The following is a 23,515-nucleotide window of genomic DNA, read 5'->3' as shown; positions in this document are numbered from 1 at the left end:
CCACGGCGTCGAGCGTCTCGGTGAGCGTGCCGATCTGGTTCACCTTGACCAGGATCGAGTTGCCGGCCTTCTCGGCGATGCCGCGGGCGAGCCGCACCGAGGTGCTGGGCTCCGGGGCCGGTCCGGCGTGCCGAGACTACGCGGAGAAGCGCGGGAAGGCGGAGCGACCCGCGTAGGTCGCCGCACCTCCCAGGATCTCCTCGATGCGCAGCAGCTGGTTGTACTTCGCGACGCGGTCCGAGCGGGCCGGGGCGCCGGTCTTGATCTGGCCGCCGTCCACCGCGACCGCGAGGTCGGCGATGGTGGTGTCCTCGGTCTCGCCGGAGCGGTGCGAGAGGATCGCGGTCATGCCGTTGCGCTGGGCGAGGGCCACGGCGTCGAGCGTCTCGGTGAGCGTGCCGATCTGGTTCACCTTGACCAGGATCGAGTTGCCGGCCTTCTCGGCGATGCCGCGGGCGAGCCGCACCGGGTTGGTGACGTACAGGTCGTCTCCGACGAGCTGCACCTTGTCGCCGATGGCCGCGGTGAGGTGGGTCCAGCCGGCCCAGTCGTCCTCGTCCAGCGGGTCCTCGATCGAGACCAGCGGGTAGTTGGCGACGAGGTCGGCGTAGTAGGAGGAGAGCTCCTCGGCCGAGAGCTTCTTGCCCTCGAACGTGTAGGCGCCGTCCTCGTAGAACTCCGAGGAGGCGACGTCGAGCGCGAGCCCGATGTCCTTGCCGGGGGTGAAGCCGGCGGCCTCGACGGCCTTGAGGATGAAGTCGAGCGCCTCGCGGTTGGTGGGCAGGTCGGGGGCGAAGCCGCCCTCGTCGCCGAGGCCGGTGGCGAAGCCGGCCTTCTTCAGCTGCGCCTTGAGCGCGTGGTAGATCTCGACGCCCCAGCGCAGGCCCTCGGAGAAGGACTCGGCGCCCAGCGGGACGGCCATGAACTCCTGGATGTCGACGCCGGTGTCGGCGTGCGCGCCTCCGTTGATGATGTTCATCAGCGGCACGGGCAGGGTGTGCGCGTTCGGGCCGCCGACGTAGCGGAACAGGTCGAGGTCCGACGACTGCGCGGCGGCCTTGGCCACGGCGAGGCTGACGCCGAGGATCGCGTTCGCGCCCAGGCGGGACTTGTTCTCGGTGCCGTCGAGCTCGATCAGCTCGGCGTCGACGAGGCGCTGGTCGGTGGCGTCGAAGCCCTCGATGGCCGGGCCGATCTCGTCGATGACGGCGTCGACGGCCTTCTGCACGCCCTTGCCGAGGTAGCGGTCGGAGTCGCCGTCGCGGAGCTCGTACGCCTCGAACGCGCCGGTGGAGGCGCCGGACGGGACGGCCGCTCGCGAGGACGCGCCGTCCTCGAGCAGGACCTCGACCTCGACCGTGGGGTTGCCACGGGAGTCCAGAATTTCTCGGGCGACGACTGCCTCGATAAGGGCCACAACTATCTCCTCTTGACGGGTGGGCTCCCGGAGACGGGAGCGGTCGGGAAGGAGTCTACTGACCGCCTCCGAAGCGCAGGAGACCGCGGCCGGTCGTAGACTCCCAGGGCCCGATCGCCGGACGGCCCGGGCGCACCCGCCGACCCGGAGGTTCCCCGTGACCACGACCGCCGCCGACCACGTCGACCGTCTCACCGCCGTCGTCCCGGACTTCCCGAGCCCGGGCATCCTGTTCCGCGACCTCACGCCGGTCTTCGGCGACGGCGAGGCCCTGCGGGCGGTGGCCGACGCGCTGATCGAGCCCTACCGCGGCCGGATCGACGCGATCGCGGGCGTGGAGGCGCGCGGCTTCCTGCTCGCCGCAGCGGCCGCCTACTCGGCGGGTCTCGGCGTCGTCACCGTCCGCAAGCCCGGCAAGCTCCCGCGGGCCGTGCTGCGCGAGCAGGCGACCCTCGAGTACGGCGAGACGATGCTGGAGGTGCACGAGGACGCGGCGCCCCGCGGCTCGCGGCTGCTGCTGGTCGACGACGTGCTGGCGACCGGGGGCACGCTCGACGCGAGCCGCCGCCTGATCGAGCGCGCAGGGTGGAGCCTCGAGGGGATCGCGGTGGTCATGGAGCTCGACGGGCTCGGCGGCCGCGAGGTGCTGGCCGGCCACCGCGTCGACGCGATCGTCACCGTCTGACCCGGCCCCGTCGCTCCGCTCCCCCTGCCCTCCCCCTTCCCGCGAGACACCACCGGGGTATGCGACCCACCGGGCGAGCCGCACTCGAATTGCGTCCCGCGGAAGGGGGAAGGGACGAGGTCAGGTGAGGGAGAGGGACATCCGGGAGAGGACGAAGGTCTCGAGCACCTGCACGAGCATGTAGAGCACGAGCGAGACGCCGGTCACGAGCACGACCGCCGACCAGACGTCCGCGAAGCGGGCTTGGGCGGACCAGGCGTTGATCGCCCCGCCGATGCCCGCACCGGTGGAGAGCCACTCCGCGAGCAGCGCGCCCGTGATCGCCCCTGGCACCGAGATGCGGATCGCGGCGAAGAGCGAGGGCAGCGAGCCGGGGATGGCCACCTTGCGGATCGCGGTGAGGGTGCTGCCTCCGTAGACCGCGACCACGTCGAGCATCTGCGGGGAGGCGTTGTTGAGGCCGAAGGCGATGGTCACCAGCGCGGGGAACAGGACGACGATCCCGCCGATGACCGCGACCGAGGCGATCGAGCCGGTCCCGAAGACCAGGATGATCAGCGGCGCCATCGCGATCAGCGGCACCGAGCGCAGCAGCATCGCGAACGGCATCAGCGCGTGCTCGATGCCCTTCGACAGGCGGAACAGGATCGCGCCGAGGATCGCCACGACCAGGCCGGCCGCGAAGCCGATCAGCGCGTCGCCCATGGTCACGGCGAAGAGCCCGCCCAGCTCGGCGCGGTGCTCCGCGGCCTTCGCATCGGTCACCAGGTGCTGCCAGACGTCCCACGGGCCCTTGACCACGTAGGGCGAGACCCCGCTGAAGAGGACGACGCCGATCCAGATCGCCAGCACGATCACGATCGTCGACAGGGCGACGAGCAGGCTCTTGCGCAGGCTCTTGAGGGTCGCGCCGAGGGCGGCCGTGCGCAGCTGGCGCCGCAGCTCGTCGACCGCGAGGATCGATGTGGCCGTGGACTGCTCCGTGCGGTCGGGAACGGTGGTCGTCATGGTCATGCCCGCTTTCCGGAGGACCAGGGCGCGATGAGGCGCCCGATCAGTCCGACGATGCCGTAGCCGAGGAGCGCGACGCCCGCGCAGAGGAGGAAGAGCGCCCAGACACGGGGCGAGTTCAGCGAGACCTGCGCCGCGACCAGGATCGGGCCCACGCCCGTCTCGATCTTGCCGAAGTACTCGCCGAGGATCGCGCCGAGGAAGGCCGCGGGCACCGCGATCTGCAGCGCCGACAGGATGTTGGGCAGCGCCGCGATCAGGCGGACCTTGCGCAGCTGAGTGAAGCGCGAGCCCCCGTAGACCGTGACGACGTCGAGCGCCGCCTTGTCGGCCGCCTTCAGCCCGAGCAGGCTGCCGACGACCGTGGTGAAGAACACCGAGAGGCCGGCCAGGAAGATCGCCGTCGCGCTCGCCTTCCCGGGAGCGTCCGCACCGCCGAGGATCAGCAGCACGATCGCTCCGATGGCGACGATCGGCACGCAGTACGTGATGACCGCGAGCTGCGAGACGACCCCCTCCAGCCAGGGCAGGACCAGCACGAGCGCCGAGAGCACCAGCGCGAGGAGGTTGCCCCAGAAGTAGCCGACGGCCGCCTCGCCGATCGTGACGGAGAAGTTGCGCCAGTAGAAGCCGGCGCCGTCCTCCATCGCGGTCTGCACGACCTGCACGGGAGTGGGGACGGGCGCGTAGGTCGCGGCGCCGGTGGGCGCGGTGACGAGCGCCACGATCCACCAGACGGCGACGATCGCGGCGACGCCGATCAGCCCGGTGAGCCACGGAGGCAGGGACAGGGCGCGGCGCGGGGCCGCGGGGAGCGTGGTGGCCACGATGCCTCCTAGACGCGGTCGTCCGCGGCCGCGCCGCCGTCGCCGAACAGCAGCTCGGAGGCCTGGTCGACGTAGGCGTGGAACTCGGGGGTGCGCTGCATCTCGGGAGTGCGCGGGCGGGGGAGGTCGATGTCGATGATCTCCTTCACCCGTCCCGGGCGCGGGCTCATCACCGCGACGCGGTCCGAGAGGAAGATCGCCTCCGAGATGCCGTGCGTGACGAGGAGCGTCGTGGCGGGCTTCTCGGTCCAGATCCGCAGCAGCTCGAGGTTGAGCTTCTGCCGCGTCATGTCGTCGAGGGCGCCGAACGGCTCGTCGAGCAGCAGGACCTCGGGCTTGAGGATCAGGCACCGGGCGATCGACACGCGCTGGCGCATGCCGCCGGAGAGCTGGGCCGGCTTGGCCTTCTCGAAGCCGCGGAGGCCGACGAGGTCGATCAGCTCGTCGATGTAGGACTGGTCGACGCTCTTGCCCGCGATCTCGAACGGCAGGCGGATGTTCGCCATGACGCTGCGCCACGGCAGGAGCGCGTGGTCCTGGAAGGCGATGCCGAGCTTGTTGTCGCGGCGCAGCTCCTGGGGGGTCCGGCCGTCGACCCGGATGGAGCCGGACGTCGGCTCCTCCAGCCCCGCGAGGATGCGCAGGATGGTCGACTTGCCGCACCCCGACGGGCCGAGCAGGGCGAGGAAGCTGCCCTGGTCGGTGTGGAGGTCGGTGTCCTGCAGCGCCGCGACGCTGCGCGAGCCCATCCGGAACGTCTTCGACAGGCCGTGGATCTGGATGCCGGTGCCGCCGGCACCCTGGTCGCGCAGGGTGCCGGCGTCGGTCGTGTCGGTCACGAGTGGTGCCCTTCGTGGATCAGGATCAGGCCGCGTACTTCATCAGCTCGGGGTTCTCCTCGTAGACCTCGTCGAGGAGGGTCAGATCGAAGAGGTCCTCGGCCGTGACGTCGATCCCGGCGCCCGCGAGGGACGCGATGGTCTCGGACTGCAGCGTCTCGGAGATGGTGAAGAGGCCGTTCGAGACCGTCTCGTCCGAGACGACCAGCTCCTCGGCCTGGATGGTGGCGCCCTTCTTGGAGGACTCCTCGTTGAGGCCGAGGTCCTTGCCGTAGTTCTCGACGGCGAGCATCGCGCCCGCCTCCGGGTCGTTGACGGCGTCGGTCCAGCCCTTGATCTCGGCGACGAGGAACGCCTTCAGAGCATCGCGCTTCTCGGCGATCGCCTGCTCCGACACCGAGAAGGTCTCGGCGACGAAGGGGAGGCCGTTGTCGGCGAAGGGCAGGTTGACGACCTCGTAGCCCTCGGCCGCGACCGTGATGGCCTCGTTCGTCAGGTAGGCGATGAAGCCGTCGACGGTGCCGTTGACGAGGACGGAGGGGTCGTACTCGACGGGGACGACCGTGAGGTCGGACTCGGAGAGGCCGTTCGCGGCGAGCAGCGCCTGGAACAGGGAGGTGTTCGAGGCCTGGACGCCGATCTTCTTCCCGGCGAGGTCGGCCGGAGTGGCGATGTTACCGGCGGTCTTGATCGAGAGGACCGTGAAGGGGTTCTTCTGGTAGGTCGCGCCGATGATCTTGAGCGGGGCCTCCTGCTGGGCGATCGCGGTGCCGATCGAGACGGCGTCGCTGAGCGCGACGTCCGCGCTGCCCGAGAGGAGCTCGGCCACGCCCGTCGAGGGGCCGGGGGTGAGCGTCACTCCCGCCAGGCCGGCCTCGGTGAAGTAGCCCTTCGAGTCGGCGAAGAACTCGCCCGCGAACTCCTCGTTCTTGATCCAGGAGAGCTGGACCTTGAGGGTGCCGAGGTCGCCGCCGTCCGCGGCGGACGCGCCGGAGGAGTCGGAGGCGCAGGAGGCGAGGACGGAGGCGCCGCCGATCGCGAGGCCGGCGACACCCGCCAGGCGGAGGAGGCTGCGGCGGTCGAAGGCCGGGAGGGAGCGGAGGGGCGACAGGGTCAAGGGGACTCCTCGGGTGGGGATCGTCAGGGCTGCTGCGGTGCGGTGCGCGGGGTCGCGACGGGTGCCCGTGCAGGCGCGCCAAGCCGCGCCGATCGGGTGCCTCGACGCTATCCGGGGGAGATTTCTCGGGTGTGTCCGCAGATTTCGCGGGTATTAAGGCTCTCACGGATCCGACAAGGATCCGACCAGATCGGCATGATCCTCTGACGGATCGTCTGAGACCCTGTTCAGGCCTCACAGGACAGCCCCGGCCCGTCCCACGGGCGCGGCTCAGCGCAGGCAGCCGGCGTCGCTCACCCGGCGCCGCCGGCGCGGATCAGCCGAGGTCCTTGAAGGAGAGGTCGGCGGCGGAGGCGGCGTCCCGCGGGACGAGCGCGAAGCGGGTGAAGCCCGCGGCGGCCGCGCGGTCCAGCAGCGGGGTGAGGTTCTTCGCCCGGCGCTCGAGGCGCACGCGCGAGCCCCGGGCGATCAGCTCCTGCTTGAGCGCGAGCAGCAGCTCGGGCGCCGCGTCCCGCTCGTGGACGAGGACGACGGCGTCGGGACGCTCGACGACGGCACCGCCGATCAGCTCGACGATCCGCTCGAAGCCGATCGAGAAGCCGCAGGCCGGCACGTCCTGACCGAGGAAGCGGCCGATCATCCCGTCGTACCGCCCGCCGCCGCCGACCGAGGAGCCCGAGGACGGGTGCGCGATCTCGAAGATCGTGCCGGTGTAGTAGCCCATGCCCCGCACGAGCGTCGGGTCGAAGCGGAGCGAGACGCCGGCGGGCAGCGAGCGCAGCGACCGGGCCAGGGTCTCGAGCGCGAGCACCGCCTCCGGGTCGATGCCCTCGGGCAGCACGTCGAGGATCGCGGACTGCTCGAGCGCCACTCCCCCGGCGGCGACCGCCTGCTCGATCCGCGCGAGGTAACCCCCGAGGACCGCGGCCGCGTCCGGCCCGTCGGCCTCCAGCTCGGCGACGACTCCGGTGGCGCCGATCTTGTCGAGCTTGTCGATCGAGATCAGCGCCGGGCCGAAGCGCTCGGGGGCGAAGCCGCAGTGCTCGAGGATTCCGGTGAGGATGCGGCGGTCGTTGATCCGGATGGTGCAGTCCTCGAGGCCCAGGGCGTCGAGTGCCGCCGCGGTCGCCGTGATGAGCTCGACCTCGGCCAGCTGCCCGGGCTCGCCGATGATGTCGATGTCGCACTGCACGAACTGGCGGTACCGCCCCTTCTGCGGGCGCTCGGCGCGCCACACCGGCGCGATCTGCACCGACCGGAAGACGGCCGGCAGCTCGGCGCGGTGCGAGGCGTAGAAGCGGGCGAGCGGCACCGTGAGGTCGAAGCGCAGGCCGAGGTCGGCGAGGGCGGACGCGTCGTCGACCGCCGCCAGGTCGTCGCGGGTGAGCCCGCGGCGCAGGACGCTGAAGGCGAGCTTCTCGTTGTCGCCGCCGAGCCCGGAGTGGAGGCGGTCGAAGTCCTCGACCACGGGCGTCTCGATCTCGTCGAACCCGTGGGAGGCGTACACGCGGCGGATGACGCCGAGCGCGTGCTCGCGCTTCGCCTTGTCGGCGGGGAGGAAGTCGCGCATGCCGCGGGGCGGGGTGATCGGGGAGGCCATGACGGCGATTCTCCCAGATCGGCCGGGGCGGGCCGGCGGGCGCCTCAGTCCGCGCGCCGCTCCTGCTCCACCGCGCGGATCTCGTCCTGCAGGTCGCGCGTCGCCGTGCGGAGCGCGCGCTCGGCGTCGAGCCCCTGGGCGCGGGCGGAGGCGACGATGGCCAGCAGCAGCGGGCCGAGGTCCTCCTCCGACTCGATGGGCAGAGGGCCCTGGCCGGCGTCCACGACGCCCAGCGAGGTCGCCTTGCCGATCACCTTGTCGGCGAGCGCGAGGGCGGGCATGCCCTGCGGGATCCCGTCGAGCACGCTGGTGCGGTGCGGCTTCTCGGTGCGCTTGAGCTCGTCCCACACCGCGATGACGTCGTCGGCCGTCTCGGCCGTGGCGTCGCCGAAGACGTGCGGGTGGCGGCCGATCATCTTGGCGTTCATGTGCGCCGCGACGTCCTCGATGGTGAAGGGCTCGGCGCTCTCGGCCGCCAGGTCGGCGTGGAAGAGCACCTGGTAGAGGACGTCGCCGAGCTCCTCGATCAGGTCGGCCCGGTCCCCCGCCTCGATGGCGTCGACGAGCTCGTACGACTCCTCGATCAGATAGCGCACGAGCGACTCGTGGGTCTGCTCGGCGTCCCACGGGCAGCCGCCCGGGGCGCGGAGGACGTGGACGGTGCGGATGAGCTCGTCGAGCCGGGGATGCGCGGTCACCCCGCCATCCTCGCATCCGGTCCGGCCGCCGCCGCGGACATCCGGGCGGCGCGGGCGCCCGGGAGCCTCAGGCCCGCGCGAGTCGCCGCCGCGCGACGAGGAGGCAGCCGCCGGCGACGAGCGGCACCGCGGCGAGGAGCCCGGGTGACGCCGCGACGGACACCGCGGTCGAGGCGCTGACCAGTGCACCCGCCAGGTTCCAGAGGACCACCGCGACTCCCGCGCCGTCCCCGATCGGGAGCGGCACCGGGCTGAGCAGCTGCGGCGGCAGCGGACCCCGGGTCGCATCCATCGCCCGCGCGGCGACGGCGGCGACGGCGGTCGCGGCGGCCACCGGCACCGCCGCGCCCGGGAGCAGCAGCGAGGCGGCGAGGGCGCCGAGCATCGCGACTCCGACCGCGAGCACCAGAGGGAGCACGGCGTGCAGGAGGAGCAGCTCGAACGGGCCGGGGGCGAGGAGCGCCGGCTGCCCCGCGGTCGCGGCGGCGTGGCGGAAGCCGTCGCTCCAGACGCCGGCGCCGAGGTAGGCGAGCACGCCCGCCGCGGCGGCCGGGAGCGCGAGGAGGGAGGACGGCACGACCGCGGCGAGCACGGCGGCGGCGCCGGCGGCGGCCAGGGCGACGACCGCGACCGCCGAGCGGCCGGGAGTGCGCAGCGCGCCGATCGCGTCGCGCACCGGCACCGCGAGGGCGAACGGGGAGTGGCGGACCGCTCGGAGCCCCCGCCCGATCGCCGGGAGGGCGCGGTACCCGTCGAGCGACTCGGCGAGATCCCCCGTCGCTCCGAGCCGGGCGGTCGCCGACCACTGCCGGGCCTGGGCGAGGAGCCGAGGTCCGCGCGCGGCGTCGAGCAGCCGGGGCGCCGCGGCCAGGAGGACCGCGGCCGACGCGAGCAGCACGGTCGCGGCGCGCACCTCCTCCGCTCCGCTCACGGCCGAGGCGAGGAGGCCGCCCGGCGTGGGCGCACCGGGCACGAGGGCCCCGAGGACCGCGAGGGAGGCGAGGAGGCCCGCCGCGAGCGCGGGGAGGCGCGAGGGCAGGCACTGACCGGCGAGCCAGGCGACGGCGAGGAGGCCGGCGAATGCGGCGCCGCCGACGACGGCCGCGAGGAGCGGCGCGGAGGCGGCGACGGCGAGGAGCGACGCGACGGCGGAGCAGCACGCCACGAGACCGGCCGACGCCCGGACCACGGGTCGGCGGAGCACCGCCCAGCGGCGCAGATCGGTCGCGAGCAGCACGGCCGTGGTGTGCGGCTCGCCCACCGCGGGTCCGCGCACCCGGCCCAGGAGCACGGCGGCGGGCAGGGCGAGACCCGCGGCGAGGGCGACCAGCGGCTCCGGCGCGGCTCCCGCCTCGGCAGCGAGGAGCGCGAGGGCCCGGGCGACGGGGAGGACGACGACGAGGACGGTCATCGCGGCGAGGTAGCCCGCGTAGGCGCGCGGACTCGGCGGAGCCGCGGCGCGGTGCCGGTGCAGAGCCCGCACCTCGGCGACGCGGGCCCCCTCCGCGCGCGTCACGCCCGCTCCAGCTCGACGACCCGCGCGCCCAGACCCTGGATCAGCACAGGGCTGTGGGTCGCGACGACGAGTGCCCGGGACGCGGCTGCGCGCCGCAGGACCTCCGCGACCAGCGGCACCCGCTCGACGTCGAGCCGCTGCTCCGGCTCGTCGAGCAGCAGCACCGCGGAGGGACGGGCCAGCACGAGCGCGAGGGAGAACAGCTGCGTCTGCCCGGAGGAGAGCTCGTGCGGGAAGCGGCGGGCGAGCGGAGCGAGCGCGAGCGCGTCGAGACCAGCTGCGGCCTCGCGGCGGGCATCGGCGACCGGCGCGCCCCACGAGACGGCCACCATCGCGAGGTGCTCCTCGAGGGTCAGGTCCCGCTCGAAGGGAGGGGTGCCGATCAGGGCGGCGACGGCGCGGCGGTGGGCGGCGGAGCGCTCCTCCGGGGCGCGCCCGGCCACCGCCACGACTCCCTCGCTCGGAGCGGTGAGGCCGGCGATCACCCGCAGGAGCGTGGTCTTGCCGGTGCCGTTGCGGCCCGTCACCGCGACGCGCTCCCCCGCCTCCACCTCGAGCGAGCACGGGGCGAGCAGCTCGACCCCCGAGGCGCGCACCGCGACCCCGCGGACGGCGACCAGCGGGCCGGCGAGCGGCTCCGGCTCACGGGGACGTCGGGCGGCGAGGAGCGGCATGCCCTCCATCCTGCCAGTGGGCCCTACGTCAGCGGCGACGGCCGCCGGAGCGGAGCGGCGCGCCACCGGGGAGCGCCGCCCCGAGGACCTCAGACGGTGACCGGCTCCGGGAACAGCGCGTCCAGGAGCGACGCCACCCACTGGATGAGCGCCCGGTCGCCGAGCGGGACGCCGTCGAGCACGGGCATCGGCACGACGACCGCGTCGGCCTGCTGCAGGTACTTCGCGGTCGGGTACATCCGGCGCAGGCGCACCTGGATCGAGTCGGGCAGGTGAGCGGGAGCCACGCGGACGTTCGAGCCCATCGCGACCACGTCGCTGAGGCCCGCCTTCTGCGCGCGCATGCGCAGCCGCGACACCAGGATGAGGTTCTCGACCGCCTCGGGCAGCTCACCGTAGCGGTCGGTCAGCTCCTCGACCACGAGGTCGATGCTCCCCTCCTTCGCCGTCGGCGACGACGCGGCCGACAGCTTCTGGTACGCCTCCAGGCGCAGCCGCTCGCTGTCGACGTACTCCTCCGGGATGCGCGCGTCGACGGGCAGCTCGAGCCGCAGCTCCGTCTGCCCCTCGGCGACCTCGCCGCGGAAGGTGTCGACGGCCTCGCCGATCATCCGCAGGTAGAGGTCGAAGCCCACGCCCTGGATGTGCCCGGACTGCTCGCCGCCGAGGAGGTTGCCCGCACCGCGGATCTCGAGGTCCTTCAGCGCGATCTGCATGCCGCCGCCGAGGTCCGAGTTGGCGGCCAGCGTCTGCAGCCGGTCGTGCGCGGTCTCGCTCAGCGGCTTCGTCTCGTCGTAGAGGAGGTACGCGTAGGCGCGCTCGCGGCCGCGGCCGACCCGCCCGCGCAGCTGGTGCAGCTGCGAGAGACCGTACTTGTCGGCGCGGTCGACGATCAGCGTGTTGGCGTTCGGGATGTCGAGGCCGGTCTCGACGATCGTCGTCGACACCAGGACGTCGAACTTGCGCTCCCAGAAGTCGACGATGATCCGCTCGAGCTGCGACTCACTGAGCTTGCCGTGCGCGACCGCGATCCGCGCCTCGGGAACCAGCTCGGCGAGCTGCGAGGCGACGCGGTTGATCGTCGAGACGCGGTTGTGCACGAAGAACACCTGGCCCTCGCGCAGGAGCTCCCGGCGGATCGCGGCCGACACCTGCTTCTCGGAGTAGGGGCCGACGAAGGTGAGGATCGGGTGGCGCTCCTCCGGCGGGGTCGCGAGGGTCGACATCTCGCGGATGCCGGTCACCGCCATCTCGAGCGTCCGCGGGATGGGCGTGGCGCTCATCGAGAGGATGTCGACGTTCTTCTTCAGCGCCTTGAGCTTGTCCTTGTGCTCGACGCCGAAGCGCTGCTCCTCGTCGATCACGAGCAGGCCGAGGTCCTTGAAGACGATGTTGTCGCTGAGGAGCCGGTGGGTCGCGATGACCATGTCGACGGTGCCGTCGGCCAGGCCCTCGATCGTCTCCTTCGACTCCTTCGCGCTCTGGAACCGGCTGAGCGCCCGCAGGTGGACGGGGAAGCCGGCGAAGCGCTCCTGGAACGTCTCGAGGTGCTGGCGGACGAGCAGCGTGGTCGGCACGAGCATCGCGACCTGCTTCCCGTCCTGGATCGCCTTGAACGCGGCGCGCACGGCGACCTCGGTCTTGCCGAAGCCGACGTCGCCCGAGAGCAGGCGGTCCATCGGGATCGGCCGCTCCATGTCGGCCTTGACCTCGTCGATGACGGTGAGCTGGTCGGGGGTCTCGGCGAACGGGAACGCCTCCTCCAGCTCGCGCTGCCAGGGGGTGTCCGGCGGGAACGCGTGCCCGCGGGAGGCCATCCGGGCGGAGTAGAGCTTCACGAGCTCGACCGCGATGTCGCGGACCGCGCGGCGGGCCTTGCTCTTGGCCTGCGCCCAGTCGCTCCCGCCCATCTTGCTCAGCGCCGGAGCCTCGCCGCCGACGTAGCGGGAGAGCAGGTCGAGCTGGTCCGTGGGGACGAGCAGCTTGTCGCCCGGGAAGCCGCGCTTGCTGGGGGCGTACTCGAGCACCAGGTACTCGCGGCGGGTCTTGATCGCGTTGCGGCCCCCGCTGGAGACCTCGCGCTGCGAGAGCTCCACGAACCGGCCGATGCCGTGCGTGGCGTGCACCACGAAGTCGCCGGGCGTGAGCTGCAGCGGGTCGACGACGTTCTTGCGACGCGACGCGAGCTTCTTCACCGCGCGGGAGTCGTAGCCGACGGTGCGGCCGTAGAACTCCGTGTCGGTGAGCAGGGCGAGCTTCGCCTCCTCCACCTCGAAGCCGTGATCGACGGAGGCCTGGACCACGTAGGCCAGGCCCGTCTCGAGCCCGGCGGGGAGGTCGGCGACGATGCGGGCGGCGACCTCGTGCTCGGCGAGGACCTGGTCGGTGCGCTCGACCGTGCCGGTGCCGGGCGCGGTCAGGACCACGGTCCAGCCGTCGGCCAGGCGCGCGCGGACGTGGGCGAGGGCGCCCTCGACGCTCGCTCCGAAGCCGGGGACCGGCTCGCCCTCGACGCGGACGGCGAGGATCTCGTCGATCCCGAGCTCCTCCGGCAGCACCTCGGCCTCGCCCGCGGCGGGGCCCTGGCGGAACGTGCTCATCGTCCACCACGGGTGGTCGGGAGCGTCGGCGCCCGGGGCGCTGAGCTTCACGGAGTCGCGGAGCGCGCCGAGCGAGATGAACTCGCCCGAGGCGAGGTCGATGGGGGCCTCGGCGCCGGCGGTCGCCGCGCTCCAGGCCGCCTGCAGGAACTCGCGGTTCGTCTCGGCGAGGCTGATCGCCCGCGTCGCCACGCGCTCGGGGGCGAGGACCGCGACGGCCGCACCCTCGGGGAGGTAGTGCGAGATCGGGACCAGCCGCTCCAGCAGCGCGGGGGCGAGCGACTCCATCCCCTCGACCGGGATGCCCTCGGCGATCTTGGCGAGCATCGCCGACAGGCTCGGGAACTCGTGCAGCATCTCGCGGGCCCGCTGCCGCACCGCGGGCACCAGCAGCAGCTCGCGGCTCGGCGGGAGGACCACCGAGTCGGCCTCGCCCGGGAGCGAGCGCTGATCCGCCACGGAGAAGCCGCGGATGGAGTCGACCTCGTCGCCGAAGAAGTCCACTCGGCTCGGATGCTCGGCCACCGCGGGGAAGACGTCGAGGATGCCGCCGCGCACGGCGAACTCGCCGCGGCGCGTGACCATGTCGACCCGGGCGTAGGCCAGGTCGACCAGCTCGGCCGAGATGCGGCCGAGGTCGTAGCCGCGGGCGCCCTTCACGAGTCGGATCGGCTCGATGTCGGCGAGGTTGTCGGCGACCGGCTGCAGCGCCGCGCGCACGGAGGCGACCACCACGAGGGGCCGCTCGCCGGACCACTGCTTCATGCGCCGCAGCGCGTCCAGGCGCCGCCCCACGATCTCGGCGCTCGGGCTGAGGCGCTCGTGCGGCAGCGTCTCCCACGCGGGGAACTCGACGACGTCCGCGTCCGGCAGCATGCAGCCGAGAGAGGCGCGCACGTTCTCGGAGTCGCGTCCCGTGGCCGTGACCACCAGCGCCGCCTGCGGGCGTCCCGCCTCCGCGCGCCTCTCGATCAGGCCCGCGAGCAGGGGGACCCGGAGGCCGTCGGCCACCGAGAAGTCGGCGTCCCGCACCGCGTACGCGAGAGCATCGTCGAACGTGGAGGCGCGCGACAGCGCCGAGATGATCTCGTTGAGGGGCACGGGTCCAGTTTACGGCCGCCCCGCGGGCCGACCGCCGAGGGAACCCCGAACCGTCGAGGGAGCCCGGGGCTGCGGTCTCCCTCGCCGTCCGGGGTCCCCTCGGTGGAGGGCGGGTCAGGCGCTGGTGTGGAACTTCAGCTGGGCGGCGGAGAGGCCGGAGTCGGCGATGAGCTCGACGGCGTCGGCGGCGTCCGAGACCAGGATCGGGAGCGCCTCGCGCTCCGGGCCGGCGAAGTCCTTCAGCACGAAATCGGCGGCCTGCTGGCGGCCCGGCGGGCGGCCGATGCCGACCCGCACGCGCAGGAACTCGGCTCCTCCGGTCGCCGCGAGGATGTCGCGGATGCCGTTGTGCCCTCCGTGACCGCCGCCCTGCTTGAGGCGCAGGGTGTCGAAGGGAATGTCGAGCTCGTCGTGCACGACGATCAGGTGCGCCGGGTCGACCGAGTAGAAGTCGAGCAGCTGCGCCGTCGGCCCGCCGGAGAGGTTCATGAAGCTGTTGGGCTTGCCCAGCACGAGCTTCGGTCCGCCCGGGCGGAGGAAGCCCTCGGCGACCACGGCGTTGGCGCGGTTGTGCCGGCGGAACGAGCCGCCGATCCGCGTCGCGAGCTCGTCGAGCACCATCTGGCCGACGTTGTGCCGGTTGCGCGCGTACTGCGCGCCCGGGTTCCCCAGTCCGACGACCAGCCAGGTGTCACCCATGTCGTTCCTCTTCCTCGGGGGCGGCGGAGGGACTCCCCCGCCTGACGCGGAACGGGCCCGCCGCGGCTGCGAGCGGGCCCGTTCCCGGGGTGGTGCGGACTACTCCGCGGTCTCGGCGACGACGTCGCCCGAGGCCGGGGTCTCGTCGTCCTCGCCCAGGTCCTGCTCGACCTCGGCGGTGACGTTGACGATGAGGATCTCGGCGTCGGTGACCAGCGTGGCGCCCTCGGGGAGCGTGACGTCGGCGGCGGTGATCTGCGTGCCGGCCTCGAGGCCCTCGACGGAGACGACGATGTTCTGCGGGATGCGCGTGGCGTCGACCTCGAGCGAGAGGGTGTTCGACTCGATCGAGACGAGGGTGCCGGGAGCGGCGTCGCCCTCGACGTGCACGGGGATGTCCACCTCGACCTTCTCGCCCTTGTTGATGACGACGAGGTCGATGTGCTCGATGATCTGGCGCACCGGGTCGCGCTGGATGTCCTTCACCAGCGTCGTCTGCGCGGCGCCCTCGATGTCGAGCTCGAGGATCGCGTTCGCCTTGCGGGTGAGCAGGAGCACCTGGTGGCCCGGGAGGGTGAGGTGCTGGGGCTCGGTGCCGTGACCGTAGAGGACCGCGGGGATCTTGTCCTGCGCGCGGATCTTGCGGGCGGCGCCCTTGCCGAACGAGGTGCGGACCTCGACGACGACCTTGTTGGTCAGTTCAGCCATGATGTTCTCCTTGGGCGGCGCGCACGCCACCGGATCGGGTCGTGGCCTGCGGCCACGGACGGTTTGTCGACTCGAACGCATGTCAGCGTGAGGAGAAGTCCGTGGCGCCCCGTGGGGGCCTCGCCTGCTTCCACCGCGTCGATCACGGATGCACGTGCATCCCTCGCCGAAGTTCAGCTGCCGATCCTACCCGGCATCGCGGCCGCCCGCCAGCAGGCGGTCGCGCCGCCGGACTCGGAGCCGGACGTCCAGGCGGACCGCCTACCGTGCGGGTATGACGAGCGACGACTTCGGCTCCTACGTCGAGAAGAACGGCTTCCACCGCGACACGAACTACATCCCGACGCGGATCACCGCCGACGGCCGCGACGGGTACCCGGTGGAGGCCGGGCGCTACCGCCTCGTCGTCTCCCGCGCCTGCCCGTGGGCGAACCGCGCCGTGATCGTGCGGCGCCTGCTCGGGCTCGAGGACGCCCTCTCGATGGGCATCTGCGGGCCCACCCACGACAAGCGCAGCTGGACCTTCGACCTCGACCCGGGCGGGGTCGACCCGGTGCTGGGCATCCCCCGCCTCCAGGACGCGTTCTTCGCCCGCTTCCCCGACTACCCGCGCGGGATCACCGTCCCGGCCCTCGTGGACATCCCGAGCGGCCAGGTCGTCACCAACGACTACCCGGTGATGACGCTCGACTTCTCCACCGAGTGGACCGCGTTCCACCGCGACGGCGCCCCCGACCTCTACCCCGAGGAGCACCGCGAGGAGATCGACGAGATCGCCGAACTGGTCTTCCACGACGTGAACAACGGCGTCTACAAGTGCGGCTTCGCCGGCTCGCAGCGCTCCTACGACCGGGCCTACGACCGCCTCTGGGCGCGGCTGGACTGGCTGGAGGAGCGGCTGAGCACCCGCCGCTACCTGGTCGGCGACACCATCACCGAGGCGGACGTGCGGCTCTTCACGACGCTCGCCCGCTTCGACGCCGTCTACTACAGCCACTTCAAGGCCAACCGGAACCTGCTGTCGGCGATGCCCGCGCTCTGGGGCTACGCCCGCGACCTCTTCGCCACTCCGGGGTTCGGCGACACGATCGACTTCACCCACATCAAGTCGCATTACTACGAGGTGCAGCGGGACATCAATCCGACCGGCGTCGTCCCCAAGGGCCCGGACCTCTCCGGCTGGCTCGTCCCCTCGCGCCGCGAGGAGCTCGGCGGCCGCCCGTTCGGCGACGGCACTCCCCCGCCGCCGCCGATCCCGTCGGAGCGCGTCCCCCTCGGCCACGGCGCCTGACCGGTTCCGGTCGCGGTCGTCGCGGCGCGCGCAAGACCGTGCGCGCGCCGCACGACCGATGTGCAGCCGGGAGACGGCTCGGACCCGGGCTCCCCGGAGCGACCCGGGGCTAGCCTGGGCTCGCCCCTGAACGCGAACGTCGAGGAGAACCGTGTCTGACAAGCCCACCGCCACAGCCAACATCGGAGTCGTCGGTCTGGCGGTGATGGGCTCGAACCTCGCCCGCAACCTCGCCAGCCGCGAGGGCAACACGGTCGCGGTGTTCAACCGCTCCTACGGCCGCACCGAGACCCTCATCACGGAGCACCCGGAGGCGGGCTTCGTCGCCTCCGAGACCATCGAGGACTTCGCCGCCTCGCTCGCCACCCCGCGCACCGCGATCATCATGGTCCAGGCCGGCCGCGGCACCGACGCCGTGATCGAGCAGCTGACGAAGGTCTTCGAGCCCGGCGACATCATCGTCGACGGCGGCAACGCGCTCTTCACCGACACCATCCGCCGCGAGAAGGCCGTCCGCGAGACCGGCATCCACTTCGTCGGCACCGGCATCTCCGGCGGCGAGGAGGGCGCGCTCAAGGGCCCGTCGATCATGCCCGGCGGCTCGGTCGAGTCCTACAGGACGCTCGGCCCGATCCTCTCGTCGATCGCCGCGGTCGCCGAGGGCGAGCCCTGCGTCACCCACATCGGCACCGACGGCGCCGGCCACTTCGTCAAGATGATCCACAACGGCATCGAGTACGCCGACATGCAGCTCATCGCCGAGGCGTACGACCTGCTCCGCACCGTCGGCGGACACGAGCCCGCCGCCATCGCCGAGGTCTTCGACGCCTGGAACAAGGGCGACCTCGAGTCGTACCTCATCGAGATCACCGCCGAGGTGCTCCGCCAGGTCGACGCCGACACCGGCAACCCCTTCATCGACGTCGTCCTCGACCAGGCCGGCTCGAAGGGCACCGGCGTCTGGACCGTGCAGAACGCGCTCGACCTCGGCGTCCCCGTCGGCGGCATCGCCGAGGCCGTCTTCGCCCGCGCCGTGTCCTCCCACCCCGAGCAGCGCGAGGCCGTGCAGGCCCGCGTCACCTCGCGCCCGACCCCGGTGGAGAAGTACGAGGGCTTCGAGGACGACGTGCGCGCCGCGCTCTACGCCTCCAAGGTCGTCGCCTACTCGCAGGGCTTCGACGCGATCATCGCCGGAGCCGAGAAGTACGGCTGGGAGATCGACAAGGGTGCGGTCGCCAAGATCTGGCGCGCGGGCTGCATCATCCGCGCCCAGTTCCTCAACCGCATCGTCGACGCCTACGACGAGAACGCCGGCATCACGACCCTCCTCGAGGACCCGTACTTCGCCGAGGCCGTCGCCAACGGCGAGGCCGCCTGGCGCCGCATCGTCTCGACCGCCGCGCTCTCGGGCGTGCCGATCCCCGGCTTCGGCGCCGCGCTGTCGTACTACGACTCGCTCGCCTCCAAGCGCCTCCCGGCCGCTCTCGTGCAGGGCCAGCGCGACTTCTTCGGAGCGCACACCTACAAGCGCGTCGACAAGGAGGGCACCTTCCACACGCTGTGGTCGGGTGACCGCACCGAGGTCGAGCAGGACCCCTCCACGCACTGACCCGCGTCGCACGGGAAGGCGCCCCCGCCCGCAGGATCCACGGATCCTCGGGCGGGGGCGCCTTCCTCGTTGCGGAGAGAGCTCCCCCGTCGTCAGCGGAGCCAGGCGGTGGCGTCCGGCGGGAGCAGGCGGCCCGTCACCGGGACGCTCGCGAGCAGCAGCTCGCCCTCGGGCAGCTCGACCGGCTCCGCTCCCAGGTTCGTCACCGAGCGCCAGCCGTTCGGGCGGCTGAAGTCGACGACGTCGGCCGCGTCCCCCCGCCACTCCAGGTGCTCCTCCGTCTGCAGCCCGTGCCGGAGCGCCAGCGCCCGGCGGTAGAGCGCGAGCGTCGAGCACTCCGACAGCTCCTCCGCCTCCACGGAGGAGTCGGCGAACCACGCGGGCTGGGGCAGGTGCGCGCCGCCCGGACCGAAGCCCAGCGAGGGCCCGGTGGACTCCCACGGCAGCGGGACGCGGCAGCCGTCGCGGCCGACGTCGACGCCGCCGCTGCGGAAGAAGGTCGGATCCTGCCGGTCGGCGTCGGGGATCCCGGCGACCTCGTGCAGTCCCAGCTCCTCGCCCTGGTACAGGTAGGCGGAGCCGGGCAGGGCCAGCAGGAGCAGGGTCGCGGCGCGGGCGCGTCGCAGGCCCTTCTCGCGGTCGAGGACCGGCTCCGCTCCTCCGCTCAGCAGCCACTGCTTCGCCGGGGCGGTGTCGGCGGCGCCGCGGGGCGGCAGTCCGTAGCGCGTCGCGTGCCGGACCACGTCGTGGTTCGAGAGCACCCACGTGGTCGACGAGCCGGACTCCGCGGCGAGCTCGAGGTTGAAGGTGATCAGCCGGCGGAACTCCTCCGCGTCGAGGTCGGCCTCGAGCAGGTCGAAGTTGAACGCCTGGCCGAGCCCCTCCGGGCTCGCGTAGCGGGCGCGGCGCGAGGCGTCGACCCACGCCTCCGCCACGGCGGTGCGGGGCGGGTCGTAGGAGTCGAAGAGGGCGCGCCACTCGGCGTAGACCTCGTGCACCTCGTCGCGGTCCCAGAACGGGTGCGATCCGTCCGTGCGCTGCCCCTCGATCTGGGCCGCGGAGGCGAGCGGGGGCGTCAGGTCCTTGACCAGGGAGTGCGCCACGTCGATCCGGAAGCCGTCCACGCCGCGGTCGGCCCAGAAGGCGAGGGTGCGGAGGAAGTCGTCGCGGATCTCGCGGTTCGCCCAGTTCCAGTCGGGCTGCTCCCGGGCGAACAGGTGCAGGTACCACTGGCCGTCGCCGACCGGCTCCCAGGCCGATCCGCCGAAGACGGACTCCCAGTCGCTCGGCGGCTCAGAGCCGTCGGCGCCGAGCCCGTCGCGGAACACGTAGCGCTCGCGCTCGGGCGAGCCCTTCGGGGAGGCGAGCGCCTCCTGGAACCAGGGGTGCAGGTCCGAGGAGTGGTTGGGGACGATGTCGACCACGACCCGGATCCCCGCGTCGTGCAGGCGGGCCGTCATCTCGTCGAACTCGGCGAGCGTGCCGATCCGCGGGTCGACATCGCGGTAGTCGGCCACGTCGTACCCGCCGTCGGCGAGCGCCGACGGGTAGAACGGGCTGAGCCACACCGCGTCGATCCCGAGCTCCCGCAGATACGGGATCCGCTCGATGATCCCCGCGAGATCGCCGATCCCGTCCCCGTTCGCGTCCGCGAAGCTCCGCGGGTAGATCTGGTACACCGCCGCCTGCCGCCACCACAGCGCATCGTCTGTCGTCCGCATCCTCGTCACCAGTGTCTCCGTCATCCTTCTCTCTCCTTCTCATCACACACCCGCCCAGCGGCCGTGCCCGTCCTGTCGTGCCGTCTCTGTCCCCCGCCCCCGCGCAGCGCGGCGCCCCCACGCCCTCCGCCAGCACCCGCCCGCGGGTCTCGGGGCGGTGAGCTGCAAGGCGGAGGAGGGCGCGATACCGGCGGTATCGCAATCGACGACAACGCCGCCGATCGCCGCCCCGAGACCCGCGGGCCTATTTGATGGCGCCTTGGGTGACGCCGGACATCACCCACCGCTGCGTGAACAGGTAGACGATGATCGCCGGTGCCATGGCCATCAGGTAGGACGCGAAAGCGACGTTGTAGTCGTTGCTGAACTGGGTCTGGAAGATCTTCTGGAGCACCGGGAGCGTCTGGAGCGTCGGGTCCGAGGTGATCAGCGACGGCATCATGAAGTCGTTCCAGGAGGCGAGGAAGGCGAAGATGCCGACGGTCGCGCTCATCGGTGCCAGCAGGGGGAACACCAGCCGCCAGAAGACCTGGTTGGTGGTCGCTCCGTCGAGGCGGGCGCTCTCCTCCAGTTCTTCGGGGAGGGAGCGGAGGAATGCGGTGAACAGCATCACGCTGAACGAGAGCTGGAACATGATGTGCAGGATCGCGACGCCGATCGGGTTGTCGAGTCCGGCGAGGCCGGTGAGGGACACCTGCGAGAGAGCGAGCACCGGGAACGGCAGGAACATCGCCGCGAGCAGGTAGAAGAACGACCAGCGGTAGAAGCGGCGGTGCCAGTTGCGGGAGATGGCGTAGGCGGCGAGAGCGGCGAGGACGATGGTGCCGCCGACCGTGATGGCCGAGACGAGGACCGAGATCGCGAAGCCGCGTGGGAAGTCGGTGAGGTTCCAGGCCTGCACGAAGCCGTCGACCGAGAAGGGCGCCGGCAGCGAGAAGGCGTTCCCGTCGACCGCCTGGGCGGTGGTCTTGAAGGCCATCGTCACCGTCACCCAGAGGGGTGCGATCACCGAGAGGGCGCAGACCGCGAGCAGGAGGCTCAGCAGGAGCGCGGAGCGGCGCCGGCGGCGGCCGGGTCGCCGCGCGTCGGCGTCGACGGCGGGGCGGGTGCCCGGGAGGGAGGGGGCGAGGGGGACCTGGCTGGTCATCAGAAGGCCGCCTTTCCGCGCGAGACGCGCAGCTGCACGAGCGCGATCACGAGCGCGATGAGGAAGAAGATCGTGGCGTTGGCCATCTGGTAGGCGTAGTCGCCGCTGGTGAATCCGGAGAAGATCGTCATCGCGACGCTGCGGGTGGAGGTGCCCGGTCCGCCGTCCGTCAGTCCGACGATGATGTCGTAGGCGTTGAGGAAGTTCTTGAAGCCGATGACGAGGTTGATCAGCACGTAGCCGGCGACCAGCGGCAGCGTGATCGAGCGCAGCTGCCCCCAGGCGGAGGCGCCGTCGAGGGCGGCCGCCTCGTAGACGTCACCGGGGATGGAGAGCACTCCGGCGATGTAGATCAGCAACGCTGAGGGGACCGCCTGCCATGCGGTCACGACGACGATCGCGATCCACGCGAGGTCCGGATTCGCCAGCATGCTGCTCGCCAGCGGTGTCGCTCCGATCGACTCGGCGAACGCGGGCAGCGAGTTCGAGAAGAGGAAGTTGAAGACGAAGGCGATGATGATGCCCGACACGACCATCGGCAGCACGAACACCGCGCGGAGGGCGACCTTCCCGCGGATCTGCGCCGTGAGCGCGATCGAGAGCAGGAAGGCGACCACGTTCACCAGGAGCACGGTCACCAGCGCGAATCCGACGGTGAAGCCGTAGGACGCGAGGATCGCGGGGTCGGAGAAGAGGGCGGCGTAATTGGTGAGCCCGATGAACCGCCAGTCGCCGAAGCCGATCGAGTCGGTGAAGCTGAAGAAGATCCCCATCAGTGCGGGGAGCGTGATCGCGAGCGTGAAGAGCACGAGCGCGGGCAGCAGGTAGAGCAGGAACGTGCGGTCCGAGCGGTGCCGCTTCGGTGCTCGCGCGGCCGGGCGGCGGGGCGCGGCGGTGCGCTCCGGGGCCCGGACGGGGGTGGAGGTGGCCATGGGTGTCTCGTCTCTGAGAAGGGTCGGATCAGGATCGGAAGGCGATGCGCGCCCAGTCGGCGTCGATCGTCCGGAGGGTCGCCGCGGGGTCGGAGCCGAGGACCATCCCCTGCACGTAGTTCTGCAGCGGGATGTTCTGCGGCACGAGCTGGGAGGCGCCGAGGCTGAATGCGGCGCGGTCGTAGAAGTCCTGGAGCTCGACGAGGGTGGGCTGCTCGACGGCGGGGGCGTCGGTGGTGACTCCGAAGGCGTTGTTGTCGGCGTTGTAGGCGTCGATGATCTCCGGCTGCATCAGGAAGGAGAGGAACTCGCGCGCGGCCTCCTTCTTGCGGGAGGCCTCGGGAATCCACAGCGCGAGGTCGACGTTCACGCGGACCCGGCGCTCGTCAGGATCCTCGGTCATCGGCAGGGGGAACGCTCCGACGGAGAGATCGGGAGCGGTCTTGGCGATCTCGCTGAGCGCCCACGGCCCCTGGAAGTACATGGCCGCCTCTCCGCGGGAGAAGGCGAGGTTGCCGTCGCCGTAGCCGCGGCTGGCGGCGTTGGGGTTGGAGTACGACGCGACCTGCAGCATCTGCTGCATCGGGTCGGCGAAGTCCTTCTCGAACGAGACGGGCGAGCCCGGACCGACGTCGGCCCCCTGCTCCTTCAGCCGGCCGAAGAACGACTCGAGGTCCACCGTGCCTCCGACGGAGTAGTCGAACAGGCCCTGCGAGACCGTCCACGGATCCTTGTAGGTGCTGTAGATCGGCGTGATGCCCGCGGCGGTGAGCGCCTCGCAGACGGCGACGAACTCGGACCAGGTGGTCGGCACGTCCAGGCCCTGCTGGGCGAAGATCTCCCGGTTGTAGAGCACCGCGGCCATCATCAGCGAGTACGGCAGGACGCTGGTGCGGCCGGGGTAGGCGGCGGTCTGCTCGATGAGGGGCTGGAGGTCGGGGTTGATCCGCGCGGCCTCCGGCATGTCGGACAGGTCGCTCAAGGCGCCGCGCTCGACGAAGCGGGCGACCTCGAAGTTGTAGTTCAGGCAGCCGAGGTCCGGCGGGCTGCTGCGGACGAAGCCGGCCGAGAGGTTCGAGGAGAAGTCGTGGACGACGCGGACGCGCGACTGGGCCGCGTGGAAGCGCTCGATGACCTCGTCGAAGTAGCCGATGACCTCGGGCTTGGACTGGAAGAAGGTGATCTCGGTCACGCCGGAGGAGCCGGAGGGCGACGCGCAGGCCGAGAGGCCGAGGGCGGCGGCGCCGGCGCCTGCTGCGGCGAGCAGCGATCGCCGGCTCAGGCCGGTGGGGGTGTGAGGGGGCACGTCGTCGTCTCCCGGGT

20 protein-coding genes are annotated in these 23,515 nt (G+C 72.0%); 3 read left to right on the top strand and 17 right to left on the bottom strand.

What is annotated here, in order from left to right; all coding sequences use genetic code 11:
* Together C5B92_RS17815 and eno are read right to left on the bottom strand one after the other, a co-directional pair.
* Positions 1 to 97: hypothetical protein (locus C5B92_RS17815; protein ID WP_219814343.1), on the bottom strand; the 97-nt coding region annotated here is incomplete at its 3' end.
* Positions 98 to 136: 39 nt separating this feature from the next.
* Positions 137 to 1,417 carry a phosphopyruvate hydratase gene (gene eno, locus C5B92_RS07690; protein ID WP_104222361.1) on the bottom strand — a complete coding sequence of 427 codons (1,281 nt, stop codon included), beginning with the start codon at positions 1,415 to 1,417 and terminating at the stop codon, positions 137 to 139.
* A 157-nt stretch (positions 1,418 to 1,574) separates the two neighbouring features.
* On the opposite strand from eno, the gene C5B92_RS07685 reads away from it, so the two are divergent.
* Positions 1,575 to 2,102 (top strand): adenine phosphoribosyltransferase, encoded by a 528-nt coding sequence (locus C5B92_RS07685; protein WP_104274327.1) that lies wholly within the window; start codon positions 1,575 to 1,577, stop codon positions 2,100 to 2,102.
* A gap of 120 nt (positions 2,103 to 2,222) precedes the next feature.
* Here C5B92_RS07685 and C5B92_RS07680 read toward each other — a convergent pair whose 3' ends face one another.
* The 11 genes from C5B92_RS07680 to C5B92_RS07635 all read right to left on the bottom strand — a co-directional run bounded on the left by C5B92_RS07680 (position 2,223) and on the right by C5B92_RS07635 (position 15,492).
* Positions 2,223 to 3,110 carry an ABC transporter permease gene (locus C5B92_RS07680; protein ID WP_244230660.1) on the bottom strand — a complete coding sequence of 296 codons (888 nt, stop codon included), beginning with the start codon at positions 3,108 to 3,110 and terminating at the stop codon, positions 2,223 to 2,225.
* Positions 3,111 to 3,112: 2 nt separating this feature from the next.
* A complete protein-coding gene (locus C5B92_RS07675) occupies positions 3,113 to 3,940 on the bottom strand; it encodes an ABC transporter permease (protein ID WP_244229606.1) in 828 nt (275 codons plus the stop codon).
* A gap of 8 nt (positions 3,941 to 3,948) precedes the next feature.
* Positions 3,949 to 4,689 (bottom strand): ABC transporter ATP-binding protein, encoded by a 741-nt coding sequence (locus tag C5B92_RS07670; protein ID WP_104222373.1) that lies wholly within the window; start codon positions 4,687 to 4,689, stop codon positions 3,949 to 3,951.
* 115 nt (positions 4,690 to 4,804) lie between these two features.
* Positions 4,805 to 5,896 (bottom strand): ABC transporter substrate-binding protein, encoded by a 1,092-nt coding sequence (locus tag C5B92_RS07665; RefSeq protein ID WP_258059873.1) that lies wholly within the window; start codon positions 5,894 to 5,896, stop codon positions 4,805 to 4,807.
* 316 nt (positions 5,897 to 6,212) lie between these two features.
* The gene (gene hisS / locus C5B92_RS07660; RefSeq protein ID WP_104268004.1) at positions 6,213 to 7,496 is read right to left on the bottom strand and encodes a histidine--tRNA ligase; all 1,284 of its coding nucleotides are present in this window, start codon (positions 7,494 to 7,496) and stop codon (positions 6,213 to 6,215) included.
* A gap of 44 nt (positions 7,497 to 7,540) precedes the next feature.
* Positions 7,541 to 8,194, bottom strand: a complete 654-nt coding sequence (locus C5B92_RS07655) for a MazG family protein (RefSeq protein ID WP_258061308.1) — start codon at positions 8,192 to 8,194, stop codon at positions 7,541 to 7,543.
* 67 nt (positions 8,195 to 8,261) lie between these two features.
* Positions 8,262 to 9,710, bottom strand: a complete 1,449-nt coding sequence (locus C5B92_RS17655; protein WP_258061307.1) for a hypothetical protein — start codon at positions 9,708 to 9,710, stop codon at positions 8,262 to 8,264.
* Complete coding sequence (locus tag C5B92_RS07650; RefSeq protein ID WP_104274329.1) at positions 9,707 to 10,384, bottom strand: ATP-binding cassette domain-containing protein; 678 nt, start codon at positions 10,382 to 10,384, stop codon at positions 9,707 to 9,709. The genes C5B92_RS17655 and C5B92_RS07650 overlap by 4 nt, the downstream gene beginning before the upstream one ends.
* 89 nt (positions 10,385 to 10,473) lie before the next feature.
* Positions 10,474 to 14,085 (bottom strand): transcription-repair coupling factor, encoded by a 3,612-nt coding sequence (gene mfd, locus C5B92_RS07645; RefSeq protein WP_104256566.1) that lies wholly within the window; start codon positions 14,083 to 14,085, stop codon positions 10,474 to 10,476.
* A gap of 114 nt (positions 14,086 to 14,199) precedes the next feature.
* Entirely contained in the window at positions 14,200 to 14,784 is a 585-nt protein-coding gene (gene pth, locus C5B92_RS07640) for an aminoacyl-tRNA hydrolase (RefSeq protein ID WP_104233681.1), read from the bottom strand.
* A 99-nt stretch (positions 14,785 to 14,883) separates the two neighbouring features.
* Positions 14,884 to 15,492 (bottom strand): 50S ribosomal protein L25/general stress protein Ctc, encoded by a 609-nt coding sequence (locus tag C5B92_RS07635; protein ID WP_104233682.1) that lies wholly within the window; start codon positions 15,490 to 15,492, stop codon positions 14,884 to 14,886.
* A gap of 274 nt (positions 15,493 to 15,766) precedes the next feature.
* On the opposite strand from C5B92_RS07635, the gene C5B92_RS07630 reads away from it, so the two are divergent.
* Both C5B92_RS07630 and gndA read left to right on the top strand, forming a co-directional pair.
* A complete protein-coding gene (locus C5B92_RS07630) occupies positions 15,767 to 16,783 on the top strand; it encodes a glutathione S-transferase family protein (RefSeq protein WP_104226929.1) in 1,017 nt (338 codons plus the stop codon).
* A 151-nt stretch (positions 16,784 to 16,934) separates the two neighbouring features.
* Complete coding sequence (gndA, locus tag C5B92_RS07625) at positions 16,935 to 18,392, top strand: NADP-dependent phosphogluconate dehydrogenase (RefSeq protein WP_104233684.1); 1,458 nt, start codon at positions 16,935 to 16,937, stop codon at positions 18,390 to 18,392.
* Between the two features lie 92 nt (positions 18,393 to 18,484).
* Here gndA and C5B92_RS07620 read toward each other — a convergent pair whose 3' ends face one another.
* The 4 genes from C5B92_RS07620 to C5B92_RS07605 form a co-directional block, all read right to left on the bottom strand.
* Entirely contained in the window at positions 18,485 to 20,137 is a 1,653-nt protein-coding gene (locus tag C5B92_RS07620) for an alpha-amylase family glycosyl hydrolase (RefSeq protein WP_104350251.1), read from the bottom strand.
* 220 nt (positions 20,138 to 20,357) lie between these two features.
* Positions 20,358 to 21,260 carry a carbohydrate ABC transporter permease gene (locus tag C5B92_RS07615; RefSeq protein ID WP_104238995.1) on the bottom strand — a complete coding sequence of 301 codons (903 nt, stop codon included), beginning with the start codon at positions 21,258 to 21,260 and terminating at the stop codon, positions 20,358 to 20,360.
* On the bottom strand, positions 21,260 to 22,192 hold the full coding sequence (locus tag C5B92_RS07610; protein ID WP_104350250.1) for a carbohydrate ABC transporter permease: 933 nt from the start codon (positions 22,190 to 22,192) through the stop codon (positions 21,260 to 21,262). The genes C5B92_RS07615 and C5B92_RS07610 overlap by 1 nt, the downstream gene beginning before the upstream one ends.
* Positions 22,193 to 22,220: 28 nt before the next feature.
* Positions 22,221 to 23,498, bottom strand: a complete 1,278-nt coding sequence (locus tag C5B92_RS07605) for an ABC transporter substrate-binding protein (protein ID WP_104313944.1) — start codon at positions 23,496 to 23,498, stop codon at positions 22,221 to 22,223.
* Positions 23,499 to 23,515: the final 17 nt, after the last annotated feature.

Origin of the sequence: Rathayibacter sp. AY1A4, from assembly GCF_002930955.1 — a bacterium.
Taxonomy (GTDB): domain Bacteria; phylum Actinomycetota; class Actinomycetes; order Actinomycetales; family Microbacteriaceae; genus Rathayibacter.
The sequence above is the reverse complement of the archived record's forward strand: the minus strand, read 5'-3'. Positions and strand labels throughout refer to the sequence as shown.

What these genes read in the sequence shown, in the direction of transcription:
- C5B92_RS07670 (WP_104222373.1), bottom strand. Translation starts at nt 4,689, where the DNA reads ATGGGCTCGCGCAGCGTCGCGGCGCTGCAGGACACCGACCTCCACACC.
- C5B92_RS07630 (WP_104226929.1), top strand. Translation starts at nt 15,767, where the DNA reads ATGACGAGCGACGACTTCGGCTCCTACGTCGAGAAGAACGGCTTCCAC.
- C5B92_RS07650 (WP_104274329.1), bottom strand. Translation starts at nt 10,384, where the DNA reads ATGCCGCTCCTCGCCGCCCGACGTCCCCGTGAGCCGGAGCCGCTCGCC.
- hisS (WP_104268004.1), bottom strand. Translation starts at nt 7,496, where the DNA reads ATGGCCTCCCCGATCACCCCGCCCCGCGGCATGCGCGACTTCCTCCCC.
- C5B92_RS07635 (WP_104233682.1), bottom strand. Translation starts at nt 15,492, where the DNA reads ATGGCTGAACTGACCAACAAGGTCGTCGTCGAGGTCCGCACCTCGTTC.
- C5B92_RS07615 (WP_104238995.1), bottom strand. Translation starts at nt 21,260, where the DNA reads ATGACCAGCCAGGTCCCCCTCGCCCCCTCCCTCCCGGGCACCCGCCCC.
- C5B92_RS07620 (WP_104350251.1), bottom strand. Translation starts at nt 20,137, where the DNA reads ATGACGGAGACACTGGTGACGAGGATGCGGACGACAGACGATGCGCTG.
- C5B92_RS07610 (WP_104350250.1), bottom strand. Translation starts at nt 22,192, where the DNA reads ATGGCCACCTCCACCCCCGTCCGGGCCCCGGAGCGCACCGCCGCGCCC.
- pth (WP_104233681.1), bottom strand. Translation starts at nt 14,784, where the DNA reads ATGGGTGACACCTGGCTGGTCGTCGGACTGGGGAACCCGGGCGCGCAG.
- C5B92_RS07680 (WP_244230660.1), bottom strand. Translation starts at nt 3,110, where the DNA reads ATGACGACCACCGTTCCCGACCGCACGGAGCAGTCCACGGCCACATCG.